The organism is Streptomyces sp. NBC_01352, from assembly GCF_036237295.1.
Taxonomy (GTDB): Bacteria; Actinomycetota; Actinomycetes; order Streptomycetales; family Streptomycetaceae; genus Streptomyces; species Streptomyces plumbiresistens.
In genome coordinates, this window is the sequence record NZ_CP108354.1 from 6,088,209 (window position 1) to 6,114,507 (window position 26,299).

The following is a 26,299-nucleotide window of genomic DNA, read 5'->3' on the forward strand; positions in this document are numbered from 1 at the left end:
CTCCCCGTGATCGCTTCTCTGCTGGTCGCCAACCGTGGCGAGATCGCCTGCCGCGTCTTCCGCACCTGCCGCGAGCTGGGCATCCGCACGGTCGCCGTGCACTCGGACGCCGACCGGAACGCGCTCCACGCGCGCGTGGCCGACGCGACGGTACGACTGCCGGGCGCCGCGCCCGCCGACACGTATCTGCGCGGCGACCTCGTCGTGAAGGCCGCCGTCGCCGCCGGCGCCGACGCCGTGCACCCCGGCTACGGCTTCCTCTCCGAGAACGCCGACTTCGCCCGTGCCGTCCTCGACGCGGGCCTGGTCTGGATCGGCCCGCCGCCGGAGGCGATCGAGGCCATGGCGTCCAAGACGCGCGCCAAGGAACTGATGGGCCTCGCGCCCCTGCACGAGGTCACCGACGCCGACCTGCCCGTGCTGGTGAAGGCGGCGGCGGGCGGCGGAGGACGCGGGATGCGGATCGTGCGCCGCCTGGAGGACCTGGACTCCGCACTGCGGAGCGCGCGCGCCGAGGCCGCGAGCGCCTTCGGTGACGGCGAGGTGTTCGTCGAGCCGTACCTGGAGGGCGGCCGGCACGTCGAGGTACAGATCCTCGCCGACACCCACGGCACGGTGTGGCCCCTGGGCACCCGCGACTGCTCCCTGCAGCGCCGCCACCAGAAGGTGATCGAGGAAGCCCCCGCCCCGGGACTCTCCGAGGAGCTCACCCGGGAACTGCACACGCTCGCTGTACGCGCCGCCCGCGCCGTCGACTACGTGGGCGCCGGCACCGTCGAGTTCCTGGTCGCCGACGGCAAGGCCCACTTCCTGGAGATGAACACCCGCCTCCAGGTCGAACACCCCGTCACCGAAGCCGTCTTCGGCATCGACCTGGTCGCCCAGCAGATCCGCGTCGCAGAGGGCGAGCCGCTCGAAAGCGACCCGCCACGCGCGCGTGGCCACGCCGTGGAGGCCCGCCTCTACGCCGAGGACCCGGCCACCGACTGGACCCCCCAGACCGGCACCCTGCACCGCCTCACCGTCCCGGAAGGCGTCCGCCTGGACACCGGCTACGAGGACGGCGACCCCATCGGCGTCCACTACGACCCCATGCTCGCCAAGATCGTCGCCCACGCCCCCACGCGCCCGGAGACCCTGCGCAAGCTGGCCTCCGCCCTGGAACGAGCGACGCTCCACGGCCCGCCCACCAACCGGGACCTCCTCGTACGGTCGCTACGGCACCCGGAGTTCACCACCGCCCGCATGGACACCGGCTTCTACGACCGCCACCTCGCCGACCTCACGAAACCCACCCCCGACCCCCACGCCCCCCTGGCCGCCGCCCTCGCCGACGCCCACGGCCGCTCCCGCTTCGGAGCCTGGCGCAACGTCCCCTCCCAGCCCCAGACCAAGCGCTACGCGATGGCGGGAGAGGAGCACGAGGTCCGTTACCGGCACACCCGGGCGGGCCTGGAGGCGGACGGGCTACGGGTCGTCCACGCCGACGCCCGTCTCGTCGTACTCGAAGTGGACGGCGTACAGCGCAGGTTCGAGGTCGCGCGGTACGGCGACGAGCTGCACGTCAACGCCACCCGACTCACCGCCCTGCCCCGCTTCCCCGACCCGACGACCCAGCACGCGCCGGGCTCCCTCCTGGCCCCCATGCCGGGCACGGTCGTCAGGGTCGCCGAGGGCGCGGTCGTAGGAGCGACCGTGCAGGCCGGAGAGCCGCTGCTGTGGCTGGAGGCGATGAAGATGGAACACAAGGTCGTGGCACCACGGACAGGAACGCTGGCGGCTTTGCAGGCCGTTCCCGGTCAGCAGGTAACGGTGGGCCTATTGCTGGCGGTAGTCCGGGATACCTAGGGGCGCGGGGAACTGCGCGACCAGCCACGGACGACCCGCACCCGGAAGGAGTCCCATGCCACCCACCACGGAATCCGAAGAGCACAAGGCCCTACGAGAAGCAGTGGCCGCCCTCGGCAAACGCTACGGCCGCGACTACATCACCACCGTCATCGCCGAGAACCGCCACCCCCAGGAACTCTGGCTGGAGGCAGCCAAGCTGGGCTACCTCGGCGTCAACCTGCCGGAGGCATACGGAGGTGGAGGCGGCGGCATCGCCGAACTCTCCATCGTCCTCGAAGAACTCGGCGCAGCCGGCTGCCCCCTCCTCATGATGGTCGTCTCCCCGGCGATCTGCGGCACAGTGATCGCCCGCTTCGGAACGGACGCCCAGAAACTCCACTGGCTCCCCGCCCTCGCCGACGGCACCCGCACCATGGCCTTCGGCATCACAGAACCCGACGCCGGCTCCAACAGCCACCGCATCACCACCACCGCCCGCCGCGACCCGGACACCGGAGACTGGCTCCTCACCGGCCGCAAGGTCTTCATCTCAGGCGTCGACATCGCCGACGCCACCCTCATAGTCGGCCGCACGGAAGACTCGCACACCGGCCGCCTGAAGCCCTGCCTCTTCATCGTCCCCCGCGACACACCCGGCTTCACCCGCCACCGCATCGACATGGAACTCACCGCCGCGGAGAAGCAGTTCGAGCTCACTCTCGACGACGTACGCCTACCCGCGGACGCCCTCGTGGGCGACGAGGACGCCGGCCTCCTGCAACTCTTCGCCGGCCTCAACCCCGAACGCATCATGACGGCCGCCTTCGCGATCGGCATGGGCCGCTACGCGCTCGCGCAGGCGATCACGTACGCCCGCGACCGCACCGTCTGGAACACCCCCATCGGCGCCCACCAGGCCGTCGCCCACCCCCTCGCCCAGGCCCACATCGACCTCGAACTGGCCCGCCTGATGATGCAGAAGGCGGCCCACCTCTACGACGCCGGAGACGACGCGGGCGCGGGCGAGGCCGCCAACATGGCCAAGTACGCGGCAGGAGAGGCCTGTGTGAGGGCCGTCGACCAGGCGGTCCACACGCTCGGCGGAAACGGCCTCACCCGCGAATTCGGGCTCGGTTCGTTGATAACGGCCGCCCGCGTGGCTCGTATTGCTCCGGTGAGCCGGGAGATGATTCTCAACTACGTCTCCCACCAGACCCTGGGCCTGCCCAAGTCGTACTGACCGGCAGCGACCGGCACGTGTCGCGCGAGGAGGAACCATGTTCCGCAGCGAGTACGCAGACGTCCCGCCCGTAGAACTCCCCATCCACGAAGCGGTGCTCGGCCGGGCCGCCGAGTTCGGTGACACGCCCGCCCTGATCGACGGCACCGACGGCACCACACTCACCTACAGCCAGCTCGACCACTTCCACCGGCGGATCGCCGCCGCCCTCGCCGAGACGGGCGTCCGCAAGGGCGACGTCCTCGCCCTGCACAGCCCCAACACGATCGCCTTCCCGACCGCGTTCTACGCCGCCACGCGCGCGGGGGCGTCCGTCACGACCGTGCACCCGCTCGCCACACCGGAGGAGTTCGGCAAGCAGCTCACCGACTCCGCGGCCCGCTGGATCGTCACCGTGTCCCCCCTCCTGGAGACCGCCCGCAGGGCCGCCGAACTCGCCGGCGGCGTCCGCGAGATCTTCGTCTGCGACAGCGCCCCCGGACACCGCTCGCTCCTCGACATGCTGGCCTCGACGGCCCCCGAACCGCAGCTCGACATCGACCCCGCCGAGGACGTGGCGGCCCTCCCGTACTCGTCGGGCACGACCGGCATGCCCAAGGGCGTGATGCTCACCCACCGCCAGATCGCCACCAACCTCGCCCAGCTCGAACCCGCCATGTCGGCCGGCCCCGGCGACCGCATCCTCGCAGTCCTGCCCTTCTTCCACATATACGGCCTCACCGCCCTCATGAACGGCCCCCTGCGCACCGGCGCCACCGTCGTCGTCCTGCCCCGCTTCGACCTCGAAACCTTCCTCGCGGCCATCCAGAACCACCGCATCACCGGCCTGTACGTCGCCCCGCCGATCGTCCTCGCCCTCGCCAAGCACCCCGCGGTCGCCCAGTACGACCTGTCGTCCCTGCGGTACATCATCAGCGCCGCCGCCCCCCTGGACGCCAAGCTCGCCGCCGCCTGCTCGCAACGGCTCGGCCTGCCGCCCGTCGGCCAGGCCTACGGCATGACCGAACTCTCCCCGGGCACCCACGTCGTCCCCCTCGACGCCATGAACGAGGCGCCCCCAGGGACCGTCGGCAAGCTCATAGCCGGCACCCGGATGCGGATCGTCTCACTCGACGACCCCGACAAGGACCTCGGCATCGACGAGTCCGGCGAGATCCTCATCCGCGGCCCCCAGGTCATGAAGGGCTACCTCGGCCGCCCCGACGCCACCGCCCAGATGATCGACCCCGACGGCTGGCTGCACACCGGGGACGTCGGCCACGTCGACGCCGGCGGCTGGCTGTTCGTCGTCGACCGTGTCAAGGAACTCATCAAGTACAAGGGCTTCCAGGTCGCCCCCGCCGAACTCGAAGCCCTCCTCCTCACCCACCCCGGCATCGCCGACGCCGCCGTCATCGGCGTCTACAACGACGACGGCAACGAGGTCCCGCACGCCTACGTGGTCCGCCAGCCGACCGCGACCGACCTCTCCGAAGGAGAGGTCATGATGTACGTCGCCGAGCACGTCGCCCCCTACAAGCGCGTCCGCCACGTCACCTTCATCGACGGCGTCCCGCGCGCCGCCTCCGGCAAGATCCTGCGCCGACAACTCCGACAAGTCAGGGAGCGGACGTGACCGCCCTGGTCCACCCCACGCACGAACGCGGCATCACCACCCTCACCCTCGACTCGCCGCACAACCGCAACGCCCTGTCCGCCTCTCTCGTGCACGAACTCGCGGACGCCCTGAAGCGAACCGGCAAGGACGACGACGTACGCGCCGTCGTCCTCACCCACACCGGCACCACCTTCAGCGCGGGCGCCGACCTGCGCGAACCACCGCAGCCCAAAGCCCTCGTCGCCCTGCTGAAGCAGATCGTCAAACTCCGCAAACCCGTCGTGGCCCGCGTCACCGGCCACGTACGGGCCGGCGGCCTCGGCCTGCTCGGCGCCTGCGACATCGCCGCCGCCTCCGACACCGCCACCTTCGCCTTCACCGAAGTCCGCATCGGAGTCGCCCCGGCACTGATCTCCCTCCCCCTCCTGCAGCGCGTCGACCCCCGCGCCCTCGCCCGCTACTACCTCACCGGCGAGACCTTCGACGCGGCCGAGGCCGCCCGCATCGGCCTCCTCTCGGCCGCCGGCGACCACACCGACGTCGACGAGGTCCTCGCCCCCGTCCTCGACGGACTGCGCAGAGCTGCCCCACGCGCCCTCGCCGAGACGAAACGGCTGCTCACGGCTAAGGTGCTGGAGGCCTTCGACCTGGACGCGGGCGAACTCGCCAGGCTCTCCGCCCGTCTGTTCGCCGCCGCCGACGCCCGCGAGGGCATGACAGCCTTCCTCGAACGACGGGATCCCACATGGGTGCTGTGAACACGGTCGGCCGAGCCCCCGGCGACCGTGCCCCCGGTGACCGTGTCCCCAAGCAGGACCGCAGCCGGGCCACCCGACAGCGCCTCCTGGCAGCCGCCGTGGCCTGCCTCGCCGAACACGGCTGGGCAGGCTCCACGGTCGCCGTCGTCGCCGAACGCGCCGGCGTCTCCCGCGGCGCCGCCCAACACCACTTCCCGACCCGCGAGGACCTCTTCACCGCCGCCGTCGAGTACGTCGCCGAGGAACGCTCCACGGCCCTGCGCGCACTGTTCCCCGAGGGCACGGCCGCGGACGACCGCCGGGCCGTCGTAACAGCCCTCGTCGACCTCTACACCGGCCCCCTGTTCCGCGCCGCACTCCACCTGTGGGTCGCCGCCTCGAACGAGGACCAACTACGGCCACGGGTGACGGAACTGGAAGCCCGCGTCGGCCGCGAGACCCACCGCATCGCGGTGGACCTGCTGGGCGCCGACGAATCCCGGCCGGGCGTACGCGAGACGGTCCAGGGCCTGCTCGACATGGCCCGGGGACTGGGACTGGCGAACCTGCTGACCGACGACACCGGGCGCCGGGAGCGGGTCGTGACGCAGTGGGCGGGCCTGCTGGACGCGGCGCTGGACTGAGGCGTTGTCAGTGGTGCCGGTTAGTTTGGATCTGTCGGCTCCCGGCCCCTCGCCCTCACGGACTGAGCCGCTCCACCCGCCAGCTCCCGTCCGCCTCCGCCACGTACCGCAACCGGTCGTGCAACCGGTTCTCGCGGCCCTGCCAGAACTCCACCGCCCCCGGAGCCACCCGGAAACCGCCCCAGTTCGGCGGCACCGGCACCTGCTCGCCCTCCGGATACCGCGCGGCCAGCTCCGCGTACGTCGCGTCCAGGTCCGTGCGGTCCGCGATCACCGAGGACTGCGCGCTCGCCCACGCACCGAGCTGGGAGCCGTGCGGGCGGCTGCGGAAGTACGCGGCGGTCTCGTCCCGCCCGGTACGCCGCGCCACCCCCGTGACGATGACCTGGCGGGCCATCGCATGCCACGGGAACAGCAGCGAGACGTACGGGTTCTCCGCCAGCTCACCGGCCTTGCGGGAGTCGTAGTTCGTGTAGAAGACGAAGCCCTGCTCGTCGAAGTGCTTCAGCAGCACCGTGCGGGAACTGGGCCGGCCCTCGGCGTCCGCCGTGGAAACGATCATGGCGTTCGGCTCGAAAAGATGCCCCTCGATCGCGGCCTCCTTGAACCACCGCGCGAACTGCTCGACGGGCGTCGCGGCCAGGTCGGCCTCGGCGAGCCCCTCGGCGCGGTACTGCTTACGCATCGAGGCGGGATCGAGGGCGGCGTCTCGGTCGGTCACGCCGTCATCCTGCCGCATGAGCGGGCCACGTTCGGCACGGTGGTCTTCATCACTGCGTGGCACTGAGTGCCGCAAGCCCTCCCCAAGGGTGGCACTCGGGGATATCGTGCTGATGCCGTTCCGGTTGGATGACCGCCGACCGCACGGGGCATCACAGAGATACCGCCCAGGACCGCGAGTTCTCGGAGACGAACCGCGGAGCCGTGGGACGGACGCACACCCACCGCCGCACACGTGGTAGCCGCACCCCACACCAGCCGCAGTACAACTCATCCGTCGCACACATCACGAGGAGCCGCCTGATGTCCGACTTCGTACCCGGACTCGAAGGAGTCGTCGCGTTCGAGACGGAGATCGCCGAACCCGACAAGGAGGGCGGCGCACTCCGATACCGGGGCGTCGACATCGAGGACCTCGTCGGACACGTCTCGTTCGGCAACGTCTGGGGACTGCTCGTCGACGGCGCCTTCAACCCCGGCCTGCCGCCCGCCGAGCCGTTCCCGATCCCCGTGCACTCCGGCGACATCCGCGTCGACGTCCAGTCCGCACTCGCCATGCTCGCGCCCGTCTGGGGCCTCAAACCCCTCCTCGACATCGACGAGGAACGCGCCCGCGAGGACCTCGCCCGAGCCGCCGTCATGGCCCTCTCCTACGTCGCCCAGTCCGCGCGCGGCCAGGGCCGGGCCATGGTCCCGCAACGGGAGATCGACAAGGCGCAGTCCGTCGTCGAACGCTTCATGATCCGCTGGCGCGGCGAGCCCGACCCCAAGCACGTGGCCGCGGTCGACGCGTACTGGACGTCGGCGGCCGAGCACGGCATGAACGCCTCCACCTTCACGGCCCGCGTCATCGCCTCGACAGGCGCCGACGTCGCGGCCGCGTTGTCCGGCGCCGTAGGAGCCATGTCCGGCCCGCTGCACGGCGGCGCCCCCTCCCGCGTCCTCGGCATGATCGAGGAGATCGAACGCACCGGCGACGCCGAGGCCTACGTCAAGCGGGCCCTCGACAAGGGCGAACGCCTGATGGGCTTCGGCCACCGGGTCTACCGCGCCGAAGACCCTCGCGCCCGCGTCCTGCGCCGCACCGCCCGCGAACTCGGCGCCCCCCGCTTCGAGATCGCCGAAGCCCTGGAAAAGGCGGCCCTGGCAGAACTCCACGCCCGCCGCCCCGACCGGGTCCTCGCCACGAACGTCGAGTTCTGGGCCGCCATCGTCCTCGACTTCGCCGAGGTCCCCGCCCACATGTTCACCTCGATGTTCACCTGCGCCCGCACCGCGGGTTGGTCGGCCCACATCCTGGAACAGAAGCGCACCGGCCGCCTGGTCCGCCCCTCCGCCCGCTACATCGGCCCCGGCACCCGCGACCCGCGCGAGATCGAGGGCTACGGCGACATCGTGCGCTGAGCACCTCCGAGAACGCAGACGACCCGCGAGCTCGGGTCTCTCCGCCTGAGCGGAGAAGCCGGCCGGACGTACCGGCGAGCTCGCGGGTCGGGTGACTGCTGGGATTGGGCCGGCTGCACGCGTCTCTCACGCGCTGGTCCGGCACCGCACTCGGTGTGGTGACGGGCCGCTAGCCCGCAGCCACCTCACGCGTCCGGTTCTCATACATCTGCCGAACCACCTCCCTTCTCGTGTAGCCCACACACTAAGAACCGCTCGACGCGCGATCAACCAGTTTTTTCGGAAAGAATCGGGTCGCTGCGCGCGAGGGGAGCGGTAATGGTGACTGACCTGCGAATACAGCCGGTCGACGGAGACGTCATGCTCGAGCAGTGGCGGCATGTGCACAACGTGATCGTGCCGCCCGCCGCCATGGGGCTCGATGAGGTGCGGGAACGGAGCGGGCGCTATCGGCTGGAGAACGCGTACCTCGGGGACGTTCTCGTCGGGTGCTCGACCGTGCGGCCGCCCGAGGGCGAGGAGGGTGTGGCGACCGTCATCGCGCGCGTGCTGCCCGAGTTTCGGGGGCGGGGGTTTGGCCGCGCGCTGTATGAGAAGGGGCTCGAGTGTGCTCGTGGGCTGGGGGCTCGGGTGATCGAGACGTGTGTGCTGGCCGTCAATGAGGAAGGGCTGCGGTTTGCCGTGGCGCGTGGGTTTGTCGAGGTGGAGCGGTATGTGCTGGAGGGGGAGACTGAGGTGTGGGTGGATCTGAGGCTTGCGCCGGCTGAGGTGTAGGACCGGCGTGCTCCTCGGATTTCCGGCGCACAACGATTCCTTCAATCTTGTGGGAACTCGGTGTGTGCTGCGTCACGTTCCAGTTAGATGATTGCTAGTGAGCGAACCGACGTGCCGTACGTGCGGACGCGGCAGCCTGCAGGGGGTCCAGGTGAGTGCTTCCCGGCGTAGTGGGACCACCGACGAGATCGGGCCGGACGAGCCCGAGCGGGACGGTCCGGAGGGTTCGGACGGCTCGGACGGCTCGGATCTGCTGGCCGCGCTGCTCGACGGGATGGACGCGGCGTTGTGCGCGTTCGACGCGGATGGTGTGGTGACCCACTGGAATCGCGAGGCCGAGCGGATCCTGGGGTGGACCGCGGCCGAGGCGGTGGGGCGGCACGGGTTCGCGGGGTGGGCGGTGCGTACTGCCGACGCCGAGGACGTGGAGGGGCGGCTGCTGTCCGCGATGCACGCTCCCGGGCGGCAGGTGCACGAGTTCGCGTTGCTGACGAAGGACGGCGGGCGGGTGCTCGTGCGGACGCAGTCGGCGGCCGTGCGGGGGCCGGACGGGAAGCCCGCGGGGTTGTACTGCGCCTTCAGTGAGGTGCACGCGCAGATCGATCTGGAGCGGTCCATCGCGCTGAGCGAGGCGTTGTTCGAGGACGCGAGCTGGGGTGTCGTGCTCGTCGACGCGGATCTGCGGCCGGCGGTCGTCAACGCGCATGCGGCGCGGGCGCTGGGTGTCGGGCGTACGTCGGTACTGGGGCGGCCGCTCGGGGATCTGCTCGCCCAGGGTGTCGAGGAGCTGGAGAGCGCGCTCACGCATGTGCTGGCGGAGGGGGCGCCGCCGGCGCCCGCCGAGATCTGGGTGAGCGTGCGTACGCCGGACGGTGAGCAGCGGCGCTGCTGGCGCTGTGGGTTCGTGCGGCTGGCGTCGCCGCTCGCGGAGGAGCCTGTGCCGTTGGGTGTGGGCTGGCTGTTCCAGGACGTGACGGAGGCCAAGCAGGGTGAGCAGGAGGCGTCGCTGCTGCGGTTCCGTACGAACCAGTTGCACCGGGCGGCCCGGGCCGCCGCGGAGTGTGAGGATCCGCGGGAGGCGGCCGCCGTCCACCTGGACTTCGCGCTCGCCGGGTTCGCGGACCATGCGCTGATCGACCGGGTCGCGGGTGGTGCGGTGGCGGACGGGGCGGTGACGGACTCCGTACGGCTGGTGCGGGTCGCGGCGACGCCCTCCGGGGCGCCGGGGCCGAGTCTGCTGACCGGGCGGGCGGGGCTGCCGGTGCGGTACGCGGAGGGGCATCCGGCGTTGCAGTGCGTGGAGCGGATCGGGTCGGTGCGGGCGAGTGTGGGGGCCGCCGTGCGGGCGGAGGAGGCCCAGGAGTGGGCTGAGACTCGGCAGTGGCCCTCGGACGCGGTGCACGCGCTGTGTGCGGTGCTGCGGAGCCGTGGGCGGACGTTCGGGGTCGTGACGTTTTTGCGGGGGGCCGGGCGGAGTCAGTTCGAGCGGCAGGACGCGGGGTACGCGGAGGATGTGGCGGTTCGGATCGGGTCCGCGCTGGATTTGGCGGAGGTGCTGGGGCGGGAGTAGCGCCGCCGCGTCCGCCCGTGGTTCCCCTTGCCGCCCGTGGGTCCCCCAGATCTTCAAGGCACTGTCGGTTCTAGTGCCGGTAGAAGATCCGCTCCCCGTACTTCTCGAACACCTGCCCGTTCCATTCATGGCCCCCGTCCACGTTCCCAGAGCGCAGGAGCGGCGGTTCGATGCCCCGGTCGGCCAGGCTTGCAGCCGCGGTGGCCATGACGGCCTGGAGGATGGCCGACGTGACGACCGTGGAGGCCGGGGCGAAGGGGGCGGGGATGGTGTCGAGGGTGAGTTCCGCGTCGCCGGTGGCGATCTTCGAGTCGAGGACGATGTCGCAGTGGTCCTTGAGGTAGGTGCCGGAGTGGTGCCGGGACGTGGTCTCGGTGGCGTAGGCCACCGATGTCACGCCGATGACCTTCAGGCCCAGGTCGCGGGCGTGCAGGGCCATTTCCACGGGGAGGGCGTTGCGGCCGGAGAGGGAGATGATCACGAGGGTGTCGCCGGCGCGGGCCGGGGAGCAGTCGAGGACGGCGCTCGCGAGGCCGTCGACGCGCTCCAGGGCGGAGCCGAGCGTGGCGGGCATGACGTCGACGCCGACGGCACCGGGGACGGCCAGCAGGTTCATCAGGGCGAGGCCGCCGGCGCGGTAGACGACGTCCTGCGCGGCGAGGGAGGAGTGACCGGCGCCGAAGGCGAAGAGCCGGCCGCCGGAGGCGACGGTGTCGGCGAGGAGCAGGCCGGCCGCCTCGATGGTGCCGGCCTCCTCGTCCTGGACCCGCCGGAGCAGGCCGATCGCGGCGTCGAAGAACTGACCGGCCGGCTTGCTGTCGCTCATGCGGGCCCCTTCGGAGCGTCGGAGTCTGTGTAGCGTCGGCGTCTGTGCCGCGGATCACGGTGCGGTCTGGACCAGTGGGATGTCAATACGGCCGTTGCGAACCGTGCGAACCGCCCTGTAACCGCTTGGTTTCAACGGCGCGGCACGCTTGTCAGTGGTATCCGGCAGAATTGATGCCAGGGCCAGCGCACAAGCCGGGAAGCTGTCGTGCTTCCGGCAGATCTCATCAAGGGGCACGTATGTCCGGACTGATCGACACCACGGAGATGTATCTCCGCACCATCCTCGAGCTGGAGGAGGAAGGTGTGGTCCCCATGCGCGCCCGGATCGCCGAGCGGCTCGACCAGAGCGGGCCGACGGTCAGCCAGACGGTGGCGCGGATGGAGCGCGACGGCCTCGTGTCCGTCGCCAGCGACCGCCACCTGGAGTTCACGGACGAGGGTCGCCGACTCGCCACGCGCGTGATGCGCAAGCACCGGCTCGCGGAGTGCCTGCTCGTCGACGTGATCGGTCTGGAGTGGGAGCAGGTGCACGCGGAGGCGTGTCGCTGGGAGCACGTGATGAGCGAGGCCGTCGAGCGGCGGGTGCTCGAGCTGCTGCGCCACCCCACCGAGTCGCCGTACGGCAACCCGATCCCGGGCCTGGAGGAGCTGGGCGAGAAGGACGGCGCGGACCCGTTCCTGGACGAGGGCATGGTGTCGCTCGCTGATCTCGACCCGGGCATCGAGGGCAAGACGGTCGTGGTGCGCCGGATCGGCGAGCCGATCCAGACGGACGCGCAGTTGATGTACACGCTGCGCCGGGCGGGCGTGCAGCCCGGCTCGGTGGTGAGCGTGACGGAGTCGGCGGGCGGCGTGCTCGTGGGCAGTGGCGGCGAGGCGGCGGAGCTGGAGGCGGACGTGGCGTCGCACGTGTTCGTCGCCAAGCGCTGAGTAGCTGATGGGCGGTTCGGCGGTACGACCGACTCCGGCGGCCACCGTCTCAACTGCCGAGACCGGTGGGGCAGTTGTGGTCCTCCGTGGGTCTGGCGCAGGCCTCTCGGCGATCTCGTCGAATCCAAGATTCACTGTGCCGAATCGCAGCGCTCGGACGCTTCCCGTGCGAGGCTGTCGCGTGAGGCATATGACCTGAGGGTTCTTGGTCGCGGTCCGGCAGCGATGCCGTGTCCGGCCGGGGAGGGGGCGGGAAGATGTGCCGCAGTCGTGTGGATGGCCCCGGCGCCTTGCGGCGCCGGGGCCTGTCCTCCCCTGTGCTGACCCGGAGCCCCGAGCTCTCAGGGTCATCCCCTTCGGACCGTTTTCCCCGAGCGGTCCGCCTCCCGCTGAAGATCTCCCCTCGGCGGCGCCGATCATTCCTTGAGTGTGGTCACTCGAACGAGGGGTGTTGTCGGCGAGTGCGGCATTTTCGAATAGGTATTCGATAGTCTGCGGTGACGCATCACGTGGAACCTGCGCTTCAGGGGTGTGGGGCAGGTACGAAATACACGTCAGGCAGGACGCGGTTCACAGGACCCGCCGCCTAGAGCGGGAGCGAGCGGTCCGAGCGGAGCTAGGGGGGTGCCAGGACCAAATGGCGCGACGCATCGACGTGACCGGGGCGGGCGGCGTACGGCTCGCCGCCTGGGAGTTCGGCGATCCTCCCAAGACCGACCCGGCGCAAGACGTACAGAAGCAGGCCGTACCGAAGCAGGGCGTGGAGGGACGGGCCGCGGAGCAGGCCGTGCCCCCGCAGTCCGGGCCCGGGGAGGCCGAGCGGGCTCCCGGCGTGCTGTTATTGCACGGCCTGATGGGCCGTGCCTCGCACTGGGCGTCCACCGCCCGCTGGCTCTCCGAGCGGCACCGAGCCGTCGCCCTCGACCAGCGCGGTCACGGCCAGAGCGACAAGCCCCCACGGGCGTCCTACACGCGTGAGGCGTACGTCGAGGACGCCGAGGCGGCTCTGGAACAGCTCGGGCTCGGGCCGGCCGTCCTGATCGGCCACGCGATGGGAGCCCTGACCGCCTGGCAGCTCGCCGCCAAGCGCCCCGACCTGGTCCGCGGAGTGATCATCTGCGACATGCGGGCCTCCGCGCTCGGCGCCGCCTCGCAGCGCGAATGGGAGGACTGGTTCAAGGCCTGGCCCATGCCCTTCGCCACGCTCGCCGACGTCCGTAAGTGGTTCGGCGAGGACGATCCCTGGGTGGAGCGCCCGAACCCGGCCCGCGGCGAGTTCTACGCCGAGGTCATGCAGGAGTCCCCCGACGGCTGGCGCCCCGTCTTCGAGCCGGAGCAGATGCTCGAGTCCCGCGAGACCTGGGTGTACGACGCCCACTGGGAGGAGCTCGCGCAGGTGCAGTGTCCCGCCCTGGTCGTCCGCGGTCTCGACGGGGAGCTGGGCCGCGCCGAGGCTCAGGAGATGGTCCGCGTGCTGCCCCGCGGCCAGTACGCGGAGGTGGCCGACGCCGGCCACCTCGTGCACTACGACCAGCCGGACGCCTGGCGGGGGGCGGTGGAGCCGTTCCTGGACACGGTCCTCGCGGACGTCACCGGCTGAAACCGGCCCCAAGGACCGGCGGGCCGGCGGCTACGGGCGTGGGGGTTTGTGCGGTGTGCCGAGTGCGGGTGCTCGGGGGCTGGTCGCGCAGTTCCCCGCGCCCCTGGGGGTGCGGCCGACGCCGGCCTCTCGGGCCACGCCAAGCTCACCCCTTGCTGACCGCCGTGAGGATCTCGGGCAGCTGCCGAGCCGTGCGCGGGGCGGCCAGCCGCAGCCCCGCCACCGTGATCGCCGTCCCGTAGACCGCCCCCACCGGCAGCAGCAGCCAGCTCCACTCGTCGCCGCCCTCGCTGACGTTCAGCCAGATCGTGCCGGCGATGACCGGGGCGCACAGCAGGGCCGACGAGACCATGCCGCCGAGGATGGCCATGAAGGCGAGCCCGGACTGCCCGGGGGCCACGTTCTTGTAGCCCTCCTGCGGGATGGAGTACGGGAAGCGCGCGGACGTCCACGCCCCGGTCGCCAGCATCGCCCCGAGCAGCGCGAAGGACAGCCCGAGCACCTCGGCCAGCTTCGGCCAGTCGCCGAGCAGGGCCGTCGTCAGGACGGTCACGAGGGTGGCGTACGGCAGGGTGATCACCAGCAGGGCCAGCGCGCGGGCGCGCAGCTCGACGTAGGCGTCCCGGGTCGAGGAGATCGTCATCGCGACCATCCAGAACGCGGAGGTGTCCTGCCCGAACTGGTTGTACATCTGCACGCCGAGCATCCCGGCGGCGAAGCAGGCGAAGTAGATCGAGCCGCTGCCCTGCAAGGCGTTGAACACCGGCACGATCAGGCCGATGGCCAGGGACGTCACCCAGGCGGCCTTGGTCTTCGGGTCGCGCCACACATAGCGCAGGCTGCGTTCCATGACCGTGCCGGTGCGGCCGGCGGGCAGCAGCCGGGACAGGCCGGTGGAGGTCCGCTCGCGGGCGCCGGAGTCGGCGGCCTGGAGTGTGGAGCCGTCCGGCGCGGTCATCAGCCGGGTCAGATGCCGCGACCACCAGGCGATCAGGGCCACCAGGGCGGCGGCGGTCAGGGCGAGCTGGAGGACGGCGATGCCGTACGACCCCTCGCTCGCGGAGTCGGCCGCCCCGATCGCCGACGCGGGCGGCACCCACTTCAGCACGTCGGCCGGACCGTCCAGCTGGCCAAGGCCGCTCGAACCCAGCTGCTGCGCACCGAAGTTGACGACCTGCGCCCCGATCGCGATGACCAGCCCGCTCAGCACCGCCAGATCCCGGCCCTTGCGGCTGGTCAGCAGCCGGAGGTTGGCGGCGGCGACGGCCCGCGCGAGCGCCACGCAGACCAGCAGCGCGAGGACGACACCGACGACACCGACGACGTACGCCACACCCCCGTGCGCGACCGACACGACGGCCCCGGCGAGCATGCACAGCGTGAACAGCGGCCCGATGCCGACCAGGGAGGCGGCGAGCAGCGCCCGGACCAGTGGGCGGGGCCGCAGCGGCAGCATCACCAGGCGTGTGGGGTCGAGGGTCTCGTCGCCGCCGGGGAAGAACAGCGGCATCACCGCCCAGCCCGCCGCCAGCACCCCGACCAGCAGCACCACCACGGACGCGGCGTGTTCGTGTCCGCGCAGCGCGATCAGGCCGAGCAGCTGCACCGCGGAGACGAGGAGCACGGCGACGACCGAGGCGACGTAGGCGGCCCGCCGGCCACTGGACTGCCGCAGTCCGTTGCGCAGCAGGGACAGCTTCAGCCGTACGACGACAGGAGTGATGGATACCGCGGTGCCGCTCATCGGGTCGCCCCGCCGCCCAGCCAGTCGAGGTGGGAGCCGGTGTCGCGGGCGTTCGCGCCGACGAGTTCCAGGAACGCCTGTTGCAGGGTGGGCGCGTCGCCGCGGACCTCGGCGAGCGTGCCCTGGGCGCGGATGCGGCCCGCGGCCAGCACCGCCACCCAGTCGCACAGCGACTCGACGAGCTCCATGACGTGGGAGGAGAAGACGACGGTCGCGCCGGAGGCGGTGTAGCGCTCCAGCACGCCCCGGATGGTCTGCGCGGACACCGGGTCGACGCCCTCGAACGGCTCGTCCAGGAAAAGCACTTCGGGGTTGTGGAGCAGTGCGGCCGCGAGCCCGGTCTTCTTGCGCATGCCGGTCGAGTAGTCGACGACGAGCTTGTGCTGCGCGCCGGCCAGGTCGAGGACGTCGAGGAGCTGGGTGACCCGCTTGTCGACCTCGGCACCGGGCAGCCCGCGCAACCGCCCGGAGTAGGCGAGCAGTTCGCGCCCCGACAGCCGCTCGAACAGCCGCAGCCCCTCCGGCAGCACCCCGATCCGCGCCTTCACCTCCACCGGATCCCGCCAGACGTCATGCCCGACGACCTCGACGGATCCCTGGTCGGGCCGCAGCAACCCGGTGATCATGGAGAGCGTGGTGGTCTTCCCGGCACCGTTGGGCCCGACGAGCCCGATGAATTTCCCGGCGGGCAGATCCAGATCGATCCCGGCCACGGCGACCTGCTGCCCGAACCGCTTCCAGAGCCCCCGCACACGTACGGCCGCTGCACCCGTCACTGCTCCCGACGTCATGGATGCACCCTACGGTGGGACAACGCCTCCAAGGGGCGCGGGACTGTGCCTGATATGCGGCTCCGCCGCGCAGGCGCGAGCAACCACGAACGAACTGTGGCCGCGAAACTACCGATCCCGCCCACACGCATAGGCGAGCGGCGAGATCAACTCCTCCGCATCGGGAAGCCACCGGTTGGCGGGGGTGGGCCGGCAGGCCCACTGCACGGCCCCCCGCGTCCCGAACCGGCTGGGCGGCCCCGCCACGTAGGCACCTTCACCGAGCGCCGCCAGATCGAGCGAGGACGGTGACCAACCGAGCTTCCGTACCAGCTCGGGCACCTTCACGGAGGCACCGGGCAGCACGAAGAACTGCATCCGCCGGTCAGGAGTGAGGGTCACCGGGCCCAGCGTCAGTTCCATCCGCTCCATGCGCGCCAGCGCGAGGAACCCCGCGGTCTCGGGCACGTCGATCGCGTCGAACGTCCGCCCCGTCGGCAACAGAATCGAAGCCGTCGGCTGCTTCTGCCACATCCGGCGCGCAACGGTCGCACTGCCGGTCGCCTGCGTCTCCCAGTCCGCCCGCGCCGGGTGCGCTCCGGGCACGGCGCACGCGGCGTCGCCGCACGAGCAGCGTTGCACCCCGTCGACGGCTTCCAGCCAGGTGCCGGGGAAGACGTCCCAGTGGCGCTCCTCGGCGTAGCGTACGGCTGTCTCCAGCAGCGATTCCCCGCGCTGCCTCGGAATCTGAACGGCTTCGGTGCCCGCGATCGTCTCTTCCACGCTGAACACAACTCCCGCGCCCACCTGGAGTTACGGGCGTCGCGCGCGCGGGGGAGGAGCATCCGTTCCGCATCTGGGGCGCATGGATGCATGTGTGGGGGCGCGCAGGAGGAAGCAGGGCGTGAGCTGGGTAGCCAGGTGTGGGGGCGGCACCCGCCTTTACCCCGGCAATCCTCGCATGCCTCGCATTTTCGCTGTGTCGGCGGGGCATTGATCTTCACGGCCGGATCTTTTCGGTGGAAGACACGTCAACTCGGTGCGTGGGCAGGCACCGCAGCCACAGGGGGTACGCCATGGCCGCAAGGCCTCTCGTCGCGCGGCAGCCGAACGAACGGCTGCAGGCGCTCATCCAGGAAGCGGGTTGCTCCAACGCGGGGCTCGCCCGCCGGGTCAACATGTGCGGCGCCGAGCACGGTCTCGACCTGCGGTACGACAAGACGTCCGTGGCGCGCTGGCTGCGCGGACAGCAGCCACGCGGCCGCGCCCCGGCGATCATCGCGGAGGCGCTGGGCCGCAAACTCGGCCGTACGGTCACGATCGACGAGATCGGCATGGCCAACGGCAAGAACCTCGCCTCGGGCGTGGGCCTCCAGTTCTCGCCGACGGTACTGGGAGCCATCGAGCAGGTGTGTGAGCTGTGGCGCAGTGACGTGGGCCGCCGGGACTTCCTGTCCGGCTCCTCCGTCGCCGCGTCCGCGCTGGTCGAACCGAGCCGCGACTGGCTGATCTCCTCGCCCGACGCGCAGGTGGCGCGTTCGGCGGGGCCACGGGTGGGGCAGTCCGACGTGGCGGCCGTGCGCGCGATGACCCAGGCGCTGTGCGACCTGGACCACCAGTACGGCAGCGGGTACGTACGCCCGGTCGTCGTGCACTACCTCAACAGTGTCGTGTCCGGGCTGCTGGCGGGCTCCTACCGGGAGGCGGTCGGCCGCGACCTGTTCGCCGCGGTGGCCCGGCTGACCGAACTCGCGGGCTACATGGCCGTCGACACCGGCCAGCCCGGCCTCGCCCAGCGCTACTACATCCAGGCCCTGCGGCTCGCGCAGGCGGCCGGCGACCGCGGCTACGGCGGGTACGTTCTCGCCGCCTCCATGAGCCACCTCGCCGCGCAGCTCGGAAACCCGCGTGAGATCGCGCAGTTGGCGCGGGCGGCGCAGGAGGGGGCGCGTGGGCGCGTGACTCCGCGCGCGGAGTCGATGTTCTACGCGGCGGAGGCGCGCGGGCACGCGTTGATGGGCGACGCGCGGGCGGCCCAGGCGGCGTCCGGGCGGGCGGTGAGCGCGCTGGAACAGGCCGACCCGGCCGCCGGGGACGACCCGGCCTGGATCGCCCACTTCGACGAGGCTTACCTGGCCGACGAGTTGGCGCACTGCCACCGGGACCTGGGACAGGCCGAGGCGGCGGCGCGGCGCGCGCAGGAGTCGCTGGACGGGCACCCCGAGTCGCGGGCCCGTCGCAGGGCCATCGGCTATGTGCTGCTGGCCTCCGCGCAGGTGCAGCAGCGGGAGATCGAGCAGGCCTGCAACACCGGCATGAAAGCAGTGGAGTTGCTGGAGACCCTCCGCTCCAACCGGGGCGCCGAGTACCTCGACGACTTCCAGCAGCGGCTGGAGCCGTACCGGGACGAGGCGGTGGTAAGGGAGTTCGGGGCACGCCTCGACCTCCAGGCGGCGGCCTGAAAGCGCGGGGTACGAGGGCATGAACGGCAGGGAAACGAAGGCGCCGGAGGCGGAGAGGGGCCATATGTAGCGGATGGGGGACCGGTTCTGTCACCGTGCGCATGGTGATCTGTTACCGCGGTCACAGGGACGCAGGTCACGTCATGAGCTGCGTGGCACCCGGCTCGGGAGACCCGGTAGCGTGAGCCGACGATTCCGAAGTTCCCCCATTCGTAGGAGTCCCGGTGACGCAGAGTGGACAGGGCGAGGAGCCCTCGCCGCGCGAGGCGCGCGAAGGCATCGTGCTGCCCTCCGACGGCGGGGAACCCCTGCTGCCGGGAATGACGGGCGGGTACGGCGGAAACGGCGAATACGGCGGCGGGCAGGGCGGCTACGGCGGTCCGCAGACCGGCGCCGGGCACCACGCGCCGACGCCCGGCGAGGCGTCCGGTCCGGCCGGCGGTCAGGCCTGGGGCACGCCGTGGGGCCCCGAGCAGCACCAGGCCCCGGCCCCGCCGCCGGGCCAGGGCTGGAGCACGCCCGACCAGTCGTGGGGCGCCCCCGAACAGTCCTGGGGCGCACAGGGCGGCAACCCGCAGCCGCAGGACACCCAGGCGTACGGTGCCGACGCGTACGGCTCTCCCACGCCGCCGCCGGGCCAGTACGGCTCGGCGGGCGCCGACGCCTACGGTTCTTCGCCTGCTGGGCATGGTGGCGCTCAGGGGTCTTCCCCGTCGGCCGACGCCTACGGTTCTTCGGCTGGGGGCCCGCCCCAGTCATCCGCGGGCACCTACGGTTCTCCGGCCTCGGGGACGGCTCAGCCGCCCGCCGGCGCCTACGGCTCCGACGCGTACGGCTCTCCTGTCGCCGCGTCATCCCTGCCGCCCGCCGACTCTTACGGCTCTCCCGCCGCCGGGGCGCCCCTCCCGCCCGCACAGGGTGCCTCTGCGCCGCCCGCCGACCCGTACGGCTCTCCTGGCGCCTCGGCGCCCCTGCCGCCCGCAGGGCAGGGCGCCCCGAACCCCGCCCTCCCGGCGCCCGGGCACGGCATGCCCAACGCCCCCCTCCCGCCCGTCCTGCACGGTGGCGGCGGTCATGCCGCCCCCCTGCCGCCCGCTGAGGAGGGCGCCACCCAGTACCTCCCGCCCGTCGCGGCCGCCGCCGCCGACGAGGGGGCGACGCAGTACATCCCGCCGGTGGGCCCCGGGGCGTTGCCGCCCGAGGTGCCTGCCGAGTCGTCCGGCGAGTCGACGCAGTTCCTGGGCCGCGCCCCGCAGGGCGGCGGCAGCCACCGCGCCGGAGCGGGACCTCAGCACGCCGCCGGTCCGATGCCGTCCGCCGGTCCGATGCCCTCCGCGGGGCCGCTGCCGCCCGCGTCCGGCCCCGACGCCGAGGCCACGCAGTACATAGCGCCCGTGCCCGGACAGACGGGCGGGGACCGGCAGCCGCCCGCCGAGTTCGACAACCTCTTCCGCAGCGGGCCCGGCGGCGCGGCCCCGGCCGGGGCGACCCAGCAGCTCCCGCGTTTCGAGCAGCCCGGCGCCCAGCCGCCGTACGGGCAAGGCACCCGGCCGCCGTACGGGCAGTCCGCGCAGCCGCCCTACGCCGGTCCGCCCCAGGCCGCCGCGTACGACGACGGAGGTGACGGCGGCCGGCGAGGAGGCCGTTCCGGCTCCAGGGTGCCGCTGATCGCCGCCGTCGGGATCGGCATCGCCGTCCTCGGTATCGGCGCGGGCGCGCTGCTCGCCGGTGGCGGGAGCGACGACCAGACCGACAAGAACCAGACCGTCTCCGCGACGGCCCCCGCGACCGACGCGTCGGCCTCGCCGTCGGCGGACCCGGCCAAGGAACAGGCCGTCGCGCTGGACAAGTTGCTGGCGGACAGCGGAGACAGCCGTACCGCGGTGATCAACGCGGTGGCCAACGTCAAGACCTGCAAGAGCCTCGGCCAGGCCGCCAAGGATCTGCGGGCCGCGGCCCAGCAGCGCACCGACCTCGTCACCCGGCTCTCCGGCCTCGCGGTCGACAAGCTGCCCGCCAACGCTCAGTTGACCGACGCCCTCACCAAGGCGTGGAAGGCGTCCGCGGCGGCCGACAACCACTACGCGGCCTGGGCGGACCAGGCGGCCGGCAAGAAGGGCTGCAAGAAGGGCCAGGCGGTCGTGACCGGCCAGACCCAGGCCGGCAACCGGGCGAGCGGCACGGCCAGCACCGAGAAGACCAGGGCCGCCCGGCTGTGGAACGCGATCGCGAAGACGTACGGCCTGACGGAGCGCCAGCCGACCCAGCTGTGAACGGGACCCGCCGGTCAGTTCAGGTCGGCGTTCTTCAACGTGTTCGTCACGTCGGTGAAGCCCTTCTTCGCCGACACCAGCCGCCCGTTCCGTACGACCTGCAGGGTCACGTCGGTGTTGACCAGGCGCGGGAAGCCGACGGAGGCGAGTTCGGCCTGGGACTCCCAGCGGAGGGTCGGCGTCAGACCGCCGGTGTCGACCTCGAGCCCGTGGTCCAGGGCCCGGCGCACGGCGTCGGCGCTGATCTCTCCGTCACCCAGGGACTCGACGGCCGCCTTGAACACCGCGTAGGCGATCCAGGTCGTCTGCACACCGGCGTCCGCGGGGTCGATCCGGTTGTCGCCGAAGGCCTTCTCGCTGATGACCTTCTTCATGGTGTCCCAGCGGGGATCGGTCTCCACGGGGTACCAGCCGGTGATGTACGACCCCTCGTACGGCCCGGACGGTCCGCCGGAGGCGTCGATCACAGTCTGGTCGACGCTGCCGAGGACGGTGCCGGTGCGTACCTCCGGGTAGTCCTCGCGGGCGCGGCGGAAGGAGTCCATGAAGGTGCCGGTGCGGTCGCCGATCGAGGGGACCACGCACCCGTTCTTCTCGGGGTCGGTGGTGATGCTCTCCAGCGCCTCTTCCGACTTCTCCGAGTACTCGGTGGCGTCCTCGGCCGCCCGCAGGTCCTCCGCGACCGCGTGTCCGCCCGCCGTCAGACCGGAGTCGAGCAGCACCGGGAGTTCGTCGCCGGCGATGGTGTCGGGCCGGATCAGGGCCACGGGTCCGCAGCTCGGGGCGAGGGCCTTGCCGAGGCCGGCCAGGAGGGTGGGGGCGCCGCCGTTCACGGGGTAGGACAGGGGGCTGGTGAACTCGTCGGTGGTGACGCCGTAGCCGCCTATGTAGGGGATGCCCTCGCCCTCCAGGGGCGGGAAGAAGGAGTCGCTGTGCTGGCTGTAGGAGCCGATGACCGCGACGACGCCCTCCTTGACCGCGCGCCGGGCGCACTTCGCCGCGGCCACGCTGTCATTGCGGTCGTTGCAGGTCAGGACGGTGAGCTTGCGGCCGTTGATGCCGCCCTTGGCGTTGATCCAGCGGGCGTAGGCCTGCGCGAAGGCGGGCATGCCGGGTTTGTTGGTGGCGTCGGTGTTCTGCGGTGCCCAGGTCATCACCTTGATCGGATCGTCCCCGGAGCCCCCCGTGCCACCGGGGACGACCCCGCAACCGGCCGTCAGTGACGCGCACGCCACCAGGGCCCCCGAGGCGAGGGCGGTGGCTCTGCCCGGCCGGGTGAACATGGGGAGGAAGGTGCTGCGGATGGGTCGCCTGCCGCTCATGGGCACACACGCTTCCGTCACACCGCTAACCTGGGAGTGACCCTTGGTTATGCGACGGTGACGCGCAGGTGAACAGCGGGGTGGGGTGAGGCCCCCGAGGGGGAGAACGTACGATCGATGACCGTGCAAGGTTCGGAGAACTCTTCCCGTCACGGCCGTCGCTCGTCCACCATGGGCGGCATGCCACAGAACGACATGCCGTGGTGGCGCTGGCGCAGCAATGTGCGCTCCGCGCTGCACATGCTCTCCGATCCGGTCTTCCAGCAGAACGTCTGGCTGGCCGGCGTCGACGGGTACGGGGACGTCACCGACGCCGTGTACCGCCTGGTCGAGGACACCTGGCTGGACAACTGGTCCGCCGAGAAGTACGTCGGCACGATCTTCCGGGACTCCCAGGAGGCGGCCCTCGTGGACACCGCCGTCCTGCGCGTGCTGCGGATCATGCACCAGGTCGGGCCGGACGCCCCGGTCTCCGTCTACGTCGAGCACGAGGCCTGGCCGGACGCGGTGCGGGCGGCGCGGGACGCGCACGTACGGATGGCGGTGGCCGACGGGGAGGACCCGGACACGCCGCCGAGCACGCTCGAGGTGCTGCGGATCCTGACGCGGTCTGCGTAGCGAGACGGCGGGACGGCCCCGGCGCCGGATATGGGACCCTGTGCTGCATGAACGCGCAGTCCAGCCGAGCCGCCGCCCCCTCAGACCAGTACGTCCTCACCCTCTCGTGCCCCGACAAGCAGGGCATCGTGCACGCCGTGTCGAGCTACCTCTTCATGACCGGCTGCAACATCGAGGACAGTCAGCAGTTCGGCGACCACGACACCGGACTGTTCTTCATGCGGGTCCACTTCTCGGCGGAGGCGCCGGTGACCGTGGACAAGCTGCGGGCCAGCTTCGCGGCGATCGGTGACGCCTTCGACATGGACTGGCAGATCAACGGGGCCGACGACAAGATGCGCATCGTGCTGATGGTCAGCAAGTTCGGGCACTGCCTGAACGACCTGCTCTTCCGCACCCGGATCGGCGCGCTGCCGGTGGAGATCGCCGCCGTGGTGTCCAACCACACGGACTTCGCCGAGCTCGTGGGCTCGTACGACATCCCCTTCCACCACATCCCGGTGACGAAGGACACGAAGGCGGAGGCCGAGGCGCGGCTGCTCGAGCTCGTGCGCGAGGAGAACGTCGAGCTGGTCGTCCTCGCCCGCTACATGCAGGTGCTCTCCGACGACCTGTGCAAGCAGCTCAACGGCCGGATCATCAACATCCACCACTCCTTCCTGCCGAGCTTCAAGGGCGCGAAGCCGTACCACCAGGCGCATGCGCGTGGGGTGAAGCTGATCGGTGCGACCGCGCACTATGTGACGGCGGATCTGGACGAGGGGCCGATCATCGAGCAGGAGGTCGAGCGGGTCGGACACGAGGTGACGCCGGACCAGCTCGTCGCGATCGGGCGCGATGTGGAGTGCCAGGCGCTGGCGCGGGCCGTGAAGTGGCATGCGGAGCGGCGGATTCTGGTGAACGGGCGGCGGACGGTTGTGTTCGCCTAGTAGCTCGGGGGGTTCTGCTGTCGGGCGGCTGCGGGTTGGATGTGGCTGGTCGCGCAGTTCCCCGCGCCCCTGAAGTACGTGCAGTGGACGTCCCTTCAGGGGCGCGGGGCTGTGTCGATTTGCGGCTCCGCCGCGTGGGCGCGACCAGCCCCCACGCAGCCGCAGCCGCCGACGAATCCGCAACCCGCCCCTACATACGGCTCAGGCTCGCCGCCGCGAACAGTACGTCCCTGATCGCCTCCCGATCACCCAGTTGCCCCGCCGCCGCCTCCGTCGGAGACACATGGCCCGCGGCCAGGCGGCAGAACTCCACGCCGTCCAGGGCGACATGGGCGATCTCGTGGTCGGCGGAGCCGATCGCGGCGGGGGAGTCCAGCGGGATCAGCCACTCGCCGCCGCCGTGGCCCTCGATCTCGAGGCGCAGGGTGCGGCCGGGCTCGCCGGCCGGTACGAGGTGTCGGCCGTGGGCCGGGGAAGCGAGCCCGGTCCGGCGGCGTACCGCCAGTACGGTGGGCAGCATGCGGGCCGCGAGGTCGATCATGCGGTTGAGGTGGCGCGGGGAGGGCGGGTCGTACGGGTAGTCCACCGCGTCGGCGATGTCCTCCGCGTGCACCCAGCACTCGAAGGCGCGGTCCAGCATCGCGTCGTGCAGCGGCAGCTCGAAGACGCCGTAGGGGACGGCCAGCCGGCCGGCGCCGCCGCCGGTGAAGGACACCGTGCGCACCAGGTCGTGGCTCTGTTCCCGCCAGGGCACGCGCACCGACCGGGTCGGCGGGAAGTGCGAGGCCCGCCAGTACGCCTCGGTCCGCGCGGTCGGTGTCGGTGCTTCGGCGGTGACCTCGCCCAGCGGGTCGTCGAGACCGAGGGCGATCGCGACCAGCCCGTCGACGGTGAGCAGGTGGGCGATGACCCCGGCGACGGTGGTACGGCGGCTCGTCGCCTCGTCGGCCTCGAACCAGCGCAGCCGCACGGGCGCGTGCCACTCGGCGTCGCCTATGTCCTGGAGCAGGGCGTCCAGGCGGGCCGTCTCGGCGTCGTACGGCGTCGCCCAGTCGGGCACCGGGATGCGCGGCGGGCGCCGGTCGAGGCAGCTCTCCAGGACGCGGGTGCGCAGGCCGGGGTCCAGGTCGAGGCTCTCCGGGCGTTGCAGGAGGCCGACCGCCTCGCGCAGGCGCAGGGCCTCGTCCGCGCAGCTGCCGCAGTCGCCGAGGTGGTCCTCGACGGCCAGCGTCTCCTCCGCCGAGCAGGCGGCGAGCGCCCACGCCCCGAGGAGCGCCTTCAGGACGTGGTGTTCCAGGACGAGCGGCGGGGCGGGCGGGGGCGGCTCCTCCAGGGCGGGCAGCGGGCGGTCGCCGTCCTCCACGGAGGAGCGGGGCATGGGTATGCGGGGTGACCGGCCGTGGTTGGGGCCGGGGTCGGGGGTGGGGCCGTTGCCGGGACCGTCGCCGGAGCCGCCGTACCCGCCCGGGTCGTGGCTGTTGTCGGCGTCCATGTCGTCGTCGGGCTTGCGGGAGCCGTCGTACTCCTCCTGGCCCTCCTCGCCTTTCTGCCCGGTCTCTCCCTCGGCCCCGTCGGGCTCGTCCTGCTCGTCGTGTGCCTCGAACCGGCCCGATCCGCTCATGCCGCACCCCCGTATCCGGGCGGCGACCCGGGTGCTCCGGCGTCGTGGGCGGTGGAGAGGAGTTGCAGGCCGAGGCGGAGCCGGCGGCGGGCCTCGTCCTCGGTGACGTCGAGGTCGGCGGCGGTCTGGCGGTAGTCGCGGCGCTGGAAGTAGGCGAGCTCCAGGGCGGCGCGCAGGGGTGCGGGCATGGACTGCACGATGTAGTCGGCGCGGGCGGCGACCGAGGCGTGGCGGACCTTGCGCTCCAGGTCCTCGGTGGTGCCGTGGCCCTCCTGGGTCAGCGCGGCGGTCTCGGTGGCGCGCAGCCGCTGCACGGCGAGGCGGTGGGTCAGGGTGGCGACCCAGGTGCGCAGGGGGCCCTGCTTGGGGTCGTAGGCGTCGGGGTTTTCCCAGACGTGGGCGAAGACCTCGCGGGTGATGCCGTCGGCGGCGCGTTCGTCGCCGAGGACGCGGTGGGCGAGGCCGTGCACGAGGGAGGCGAAACGGTCGTAGAGCTCGCCGAGGGCGGCCGCCTCACCGCGTGCGAGCCGCTGCTGCATCTTGCGGTCCCAGCGGGGCGGTGCGTCCTTCTTCGCCATGCGGCCCCCTCAGCCTGCCCGTGTCCCGGCATGTGTCCCTGTCAAGCCTGCGCCCACCGTCTCCTTGAATGTAGTCGGCACCTCGGACCGTGCACGCCCCTTTGTTCC

22 protein-coding genes are annotated in these 26,299 nt (G+C 71.8%); 14 read left to right on the top strand and 8 right to left on the bottom strand.

Annotated elements, in window-relative coordinates; all coding sequences use genetic code 11:
• Positions 1-6: 6 nt before the first annotated feature.
• From OG252_RS28435 to OG252_RS28455, 5 genes are read left to right on the top strand one after another with little or no spacing between them, the layout of a single operon-like run.
• Positions 7-1,848 carry an acetyl/propionyl/methylcrotonyl-CoA carboxylase subunit alpha gene (locus tag OG252_RS28435; protein WP_329339647.1) on the top strand — a complete coding sequence of 614 codons (1,842 nt, stop codon included), beginning with the start codon at positions 7-9 and terminating at the stop codon, positions 1,846-1,848.
• Between the two features lie 55 nt (positions 1,849-1,903).
• Positions 1,904-3,070: an acyl-CoA dehydrogenase family protein gene (locus tag OG252_RS28440; RefSeq protein ID WP_329339649.1), complete on the top strand. Its 1,167-nt coding sequence runs from the start codon at positions 1,904-1,906 to the stop codon at positions 3,068-3,070.
• Positions 3,071-3,107: 37 nt separating this feature from the next.
• Positions 3,108-4,685 (top strand): 4-coumarate--CoA ligase family protein, encoded by a 1,578-nt coding sequence (locus OG252_RS28445; RefSeq protein ID WP_329339651.1) that lies wholly within the window; start codon positions 3,108-3,110, stop codon positions 4,683-4,685.
• Complete coding sequence (locus OG252_RS28450) at positions 4,682-5,425, top strand: enoyl-CoA hydratase family protein (protein ID WP_329339653.1); 744 nt, start codon at positions 4,682-4,684, stop codon at positions 5,423-5,425. The genes OG252_RS28445 and OG252_RS28450 overlap by 4 nt, the downstream gene beginning before the upstream one ends.
• The gene (locus tag OG252_RS28455) at positions 5,413-6,048 is read left to right on the top strand and encodes a TetR/AcrR family transcriptional regulator (protein ID WP_266437780.1); all 636 of its coding nucleotides are present in this window, start codon (positions 5,413-5,415) and stop codon (positions 6,046-6,048) included. Before OG252_RS28450 ends, OG252_RS28455 begins: the two co-directional genes overlap by 13 nt.
• Positions 6,049-6,103: 55 nt before the next feature.
• Here the strand turns inward: OG252_RS28455 and pdxH are convergent, their stop codons facing one another.
• Positions 6,104-6,787: a pyridoxamine 5'-phosphate oxidase gene (gene pdxH / locus OG252_RS28460; protein WP_329339655.1), complete on the bottom strand. Its 684-nt coding sequence runs from the start codon at positions 6,785-6,787 to the stop codon at positions 6,104-6,106.
• Positions 6,788-7,071: 284 nt separating this feature from the next.
• On the opposite strand from pdxH, the gene OG252_RS28465 reads away from it, so the two are divergent.
• The 3 genes from OG252_RS28465 (at position 7,072) to OG252_RS28475 (ending at position 10,516) form a co-directional block, all read left to right on the top strand.
• Entirely contained in the window at positions 7,072-8,172 is a 1,101-nt protein-coding gene (locus OG252_RS28465; protein WP_266437786.1) for a citrate synthase 2, read from the top strand.
• A 318-nt stretch (positions 8,173-8,490) separates the two neighbouring features.
• Positions 8,491-8,946, top strand: coding sequence for a GNAT family N-acetyltransferase (locus tag OG252_RS28470; protein ID WP_329339657.1), 456 nt, complete (start codon positions 8,491-8,493; stop codon positions 8,944-8,946).
• Between the two features lie 151 nt (positions 8,947-9,097).
• Positions 9,098-10,516, top strand: coding sequence for a PAS domain-containing protein (locus tag OG252_RS28475; protein WP_329339659.1), 1,419 nt, complete (start codon positions 9,098-9,100; stop codon positions 10,514-10,516).
• A gap of 70 nt (positions 10,517-10,586) precedes the next feature.
• Here the strand turns inward: OG252_RS28475 and OG252_RS28480 are convergent, their stop codons facing one another.
• Positions 10,587-11,342 (bottom strand): SIS domain-containing protein, encoded by a 756-nt coding sequence (locus OG252_RS28480; protein ID WP_329339661.1) that lies wholly within the window; start codon positions 11,340-11,342, stop codon positions 10,587-10,589.
• 239 nt (positions 11,343-11,581) lie between these two features.
• On the opposite strand from OG252_RS28480, the gene OG252_RS28485 reads away from it, so the two are divergent.
• Together OG252_RS28485 and OG252_RS28490 are read left to right on the top strand one after the other, a co-directional pair.
• Positions 11,582-12,274 (top strand): metal-dependent transcriptional regulator, encoded by a 693-nt coding sequence (locus OG252_RS28485; protein WP_266437798.1) that lies wholly within the window; start codon positions 11,582-11,584, stop codon positions 12,272-12,274.
• Positions 12,275-12,911: 637 nt separating this feature from the next.
• Positions 12,912-13,874 carry an alpha/beta fold hydrolase gene (locus tag OG252_RS28490; RefSeq protein ID WP_266437801.1) on the top strand — a complete coding sequence of 321 codons (963 nt, stop codon included), beginning with the start codon at positions 12,912-12,914 and terminating at the stop codon, positions 13,872-13,874.
• A gap of 145 nt (positions 13,875-14,019) precedes the next feature.
• On the opposite strand, the gene OG252_RS28495 is transcribed toward OG252_RS28490, so the two are convergent.
• From OG252_RS28495 to OG252_RS28505, 3 genes are all read right to left on the bottom strand, one after another.
• Positions 14,020-15,618, bottom strand: a complete 1,599-nt coding sequence (locus OG252_RS28495) for a transporter (RefSeq protein WP_329339664.1) — start codon at positions 15,616-15,618, stop codon at positions 14,020-14,022.
• The gene (locus OG252_RS28500; RefSeq protein ID WP_266437805.1) at positions 15,615-16,409 is read right to left on the bottom strand and encodes an ABC transporter ATP-binding protein; all 795 of its coding nucleotides are present in this window, start codon (positions 16,407-16,409) and stop codon (positions 15,615-15,617) included. The genes OG252_RS28495 and OG252_RS28500 overlap by 4 nt, the downstream gene beginning before the upstream one ends.
• A gap of 108 nt (positions 16,410-16,517) precedes the next feature.
• Positions 16,518-17,180, bottom strand: a complete 663-nt coding sequence (locus tag OG252_RS28505) for a bifunctional DNA primase/polymerase (RefSeq protein WP_266437807.1) — start codon at positions 17,178-17,180, stop codon at positions 16,518-16,520.
• Between the two features lie 284 nt (positions 17,181-17,464).
• Here OG252_RS28505 and OG252_RS28510 point away from each other — a divergent pair, with 284 nt between their 5' ends.
• Together OG252_RS28510 and OG252_RS28515 are read left to right on the top strand one after the other, a co-directional pair.
• Complete coding sequence (locus OG252_RS28510; RefSeq protein WP_266437809.1) at positions 17,465-18,850, top strand: transcriptional regulator; 1,386 nt, start codon at positions 17,465-17,467, stop codon at positions 18,848-18,850.
• Between the two features lie 224 nt (positions 18,851-19,074).
• A complete protein-coding gene (locus tag OG252_RS28515) occupies positions 19,075-21,123 on the top strand; it encodes a hypothetical protein (protein ID WP_329339667.1) in 2,049 nt (682 codons plus the stop codon).
• Between the two features lie 14 nt (positions 21,124-21,137).
• Here OG252_RS28515 and OG252_RS28520 read toward each other — a convergent pair whose 3' ends face one another.
• A complete protein-coding gene (locus OG252_RS28520; RefSeq protein ID WP_266437814.1) occupies positions 21,138-22,445 on the bottom strand; it encodes an ABC transporter substrate-binding protein in 1,308 nt (435 codons plus the stop codon).
• Between the two features lie 117 nt (positions 22,446-22,562).
• Here OG252_RS28520 and OG252_RS28525 point away from each other — a divergent pair, with 117 nt between their 5' ends.
• Together OG252_RS28525 and purU are read left to right on the top strand one after the other, a co-directional pair.
• Positions 22,563-23,063, top strand: coding sequence for an SCO4402 family protein (locus OG252_RS28525; protein WP_266437817.1), 501 nt, complete (start codon positions 22,563-22,565; stop codon positions 23,061-23,063).
• Positions 23,064-23,110: 47 nt separating this feature from the next.
• Positions 23,111-23,992: a formyltetrahydrofolate deformylase gene (gene purU, locus OG252_RS28530; protein ID WP_266437820.1), complete on the top strand. Its 882-nt coding sequence runs from the start codon at positions 23,111-23,113 to the stop codon at positions 23,990-23,992.
• 190 nt (positions 23,993-24,182) lie between these two features.
• Here purU and OG252_RS28535 read toward each other — a convergent pair whose 3' ends face one another.
• A complete protein-coding gene (locus OG252_RS28535) occupies positions 24,183-25,613 on the bottom strand; it encodes a maleylpyruvate isomerase N-terminal domain-containing protein (protein WP_329339670.1) in 1,431 nt (476 codons plus the stop codon).
• On the bottom strand, positions 25,610-26,191 hold the full coding sequence (locus tag OG252_RS28540; RefSeq protein ID WP_329339672.1) for a sigma-70 family RNA polymerase sigma factor: 582 nt from the start codon (positions 26,189-26,191) through the stop codon (positions 25,610-25,612). Before OG252_RS28540 ends, OG252_RS28535 begins: the two co-directional genes overlap by 4 nt.
• Positions 26,192-26,299: the final 108 nt, after the last annotated feature.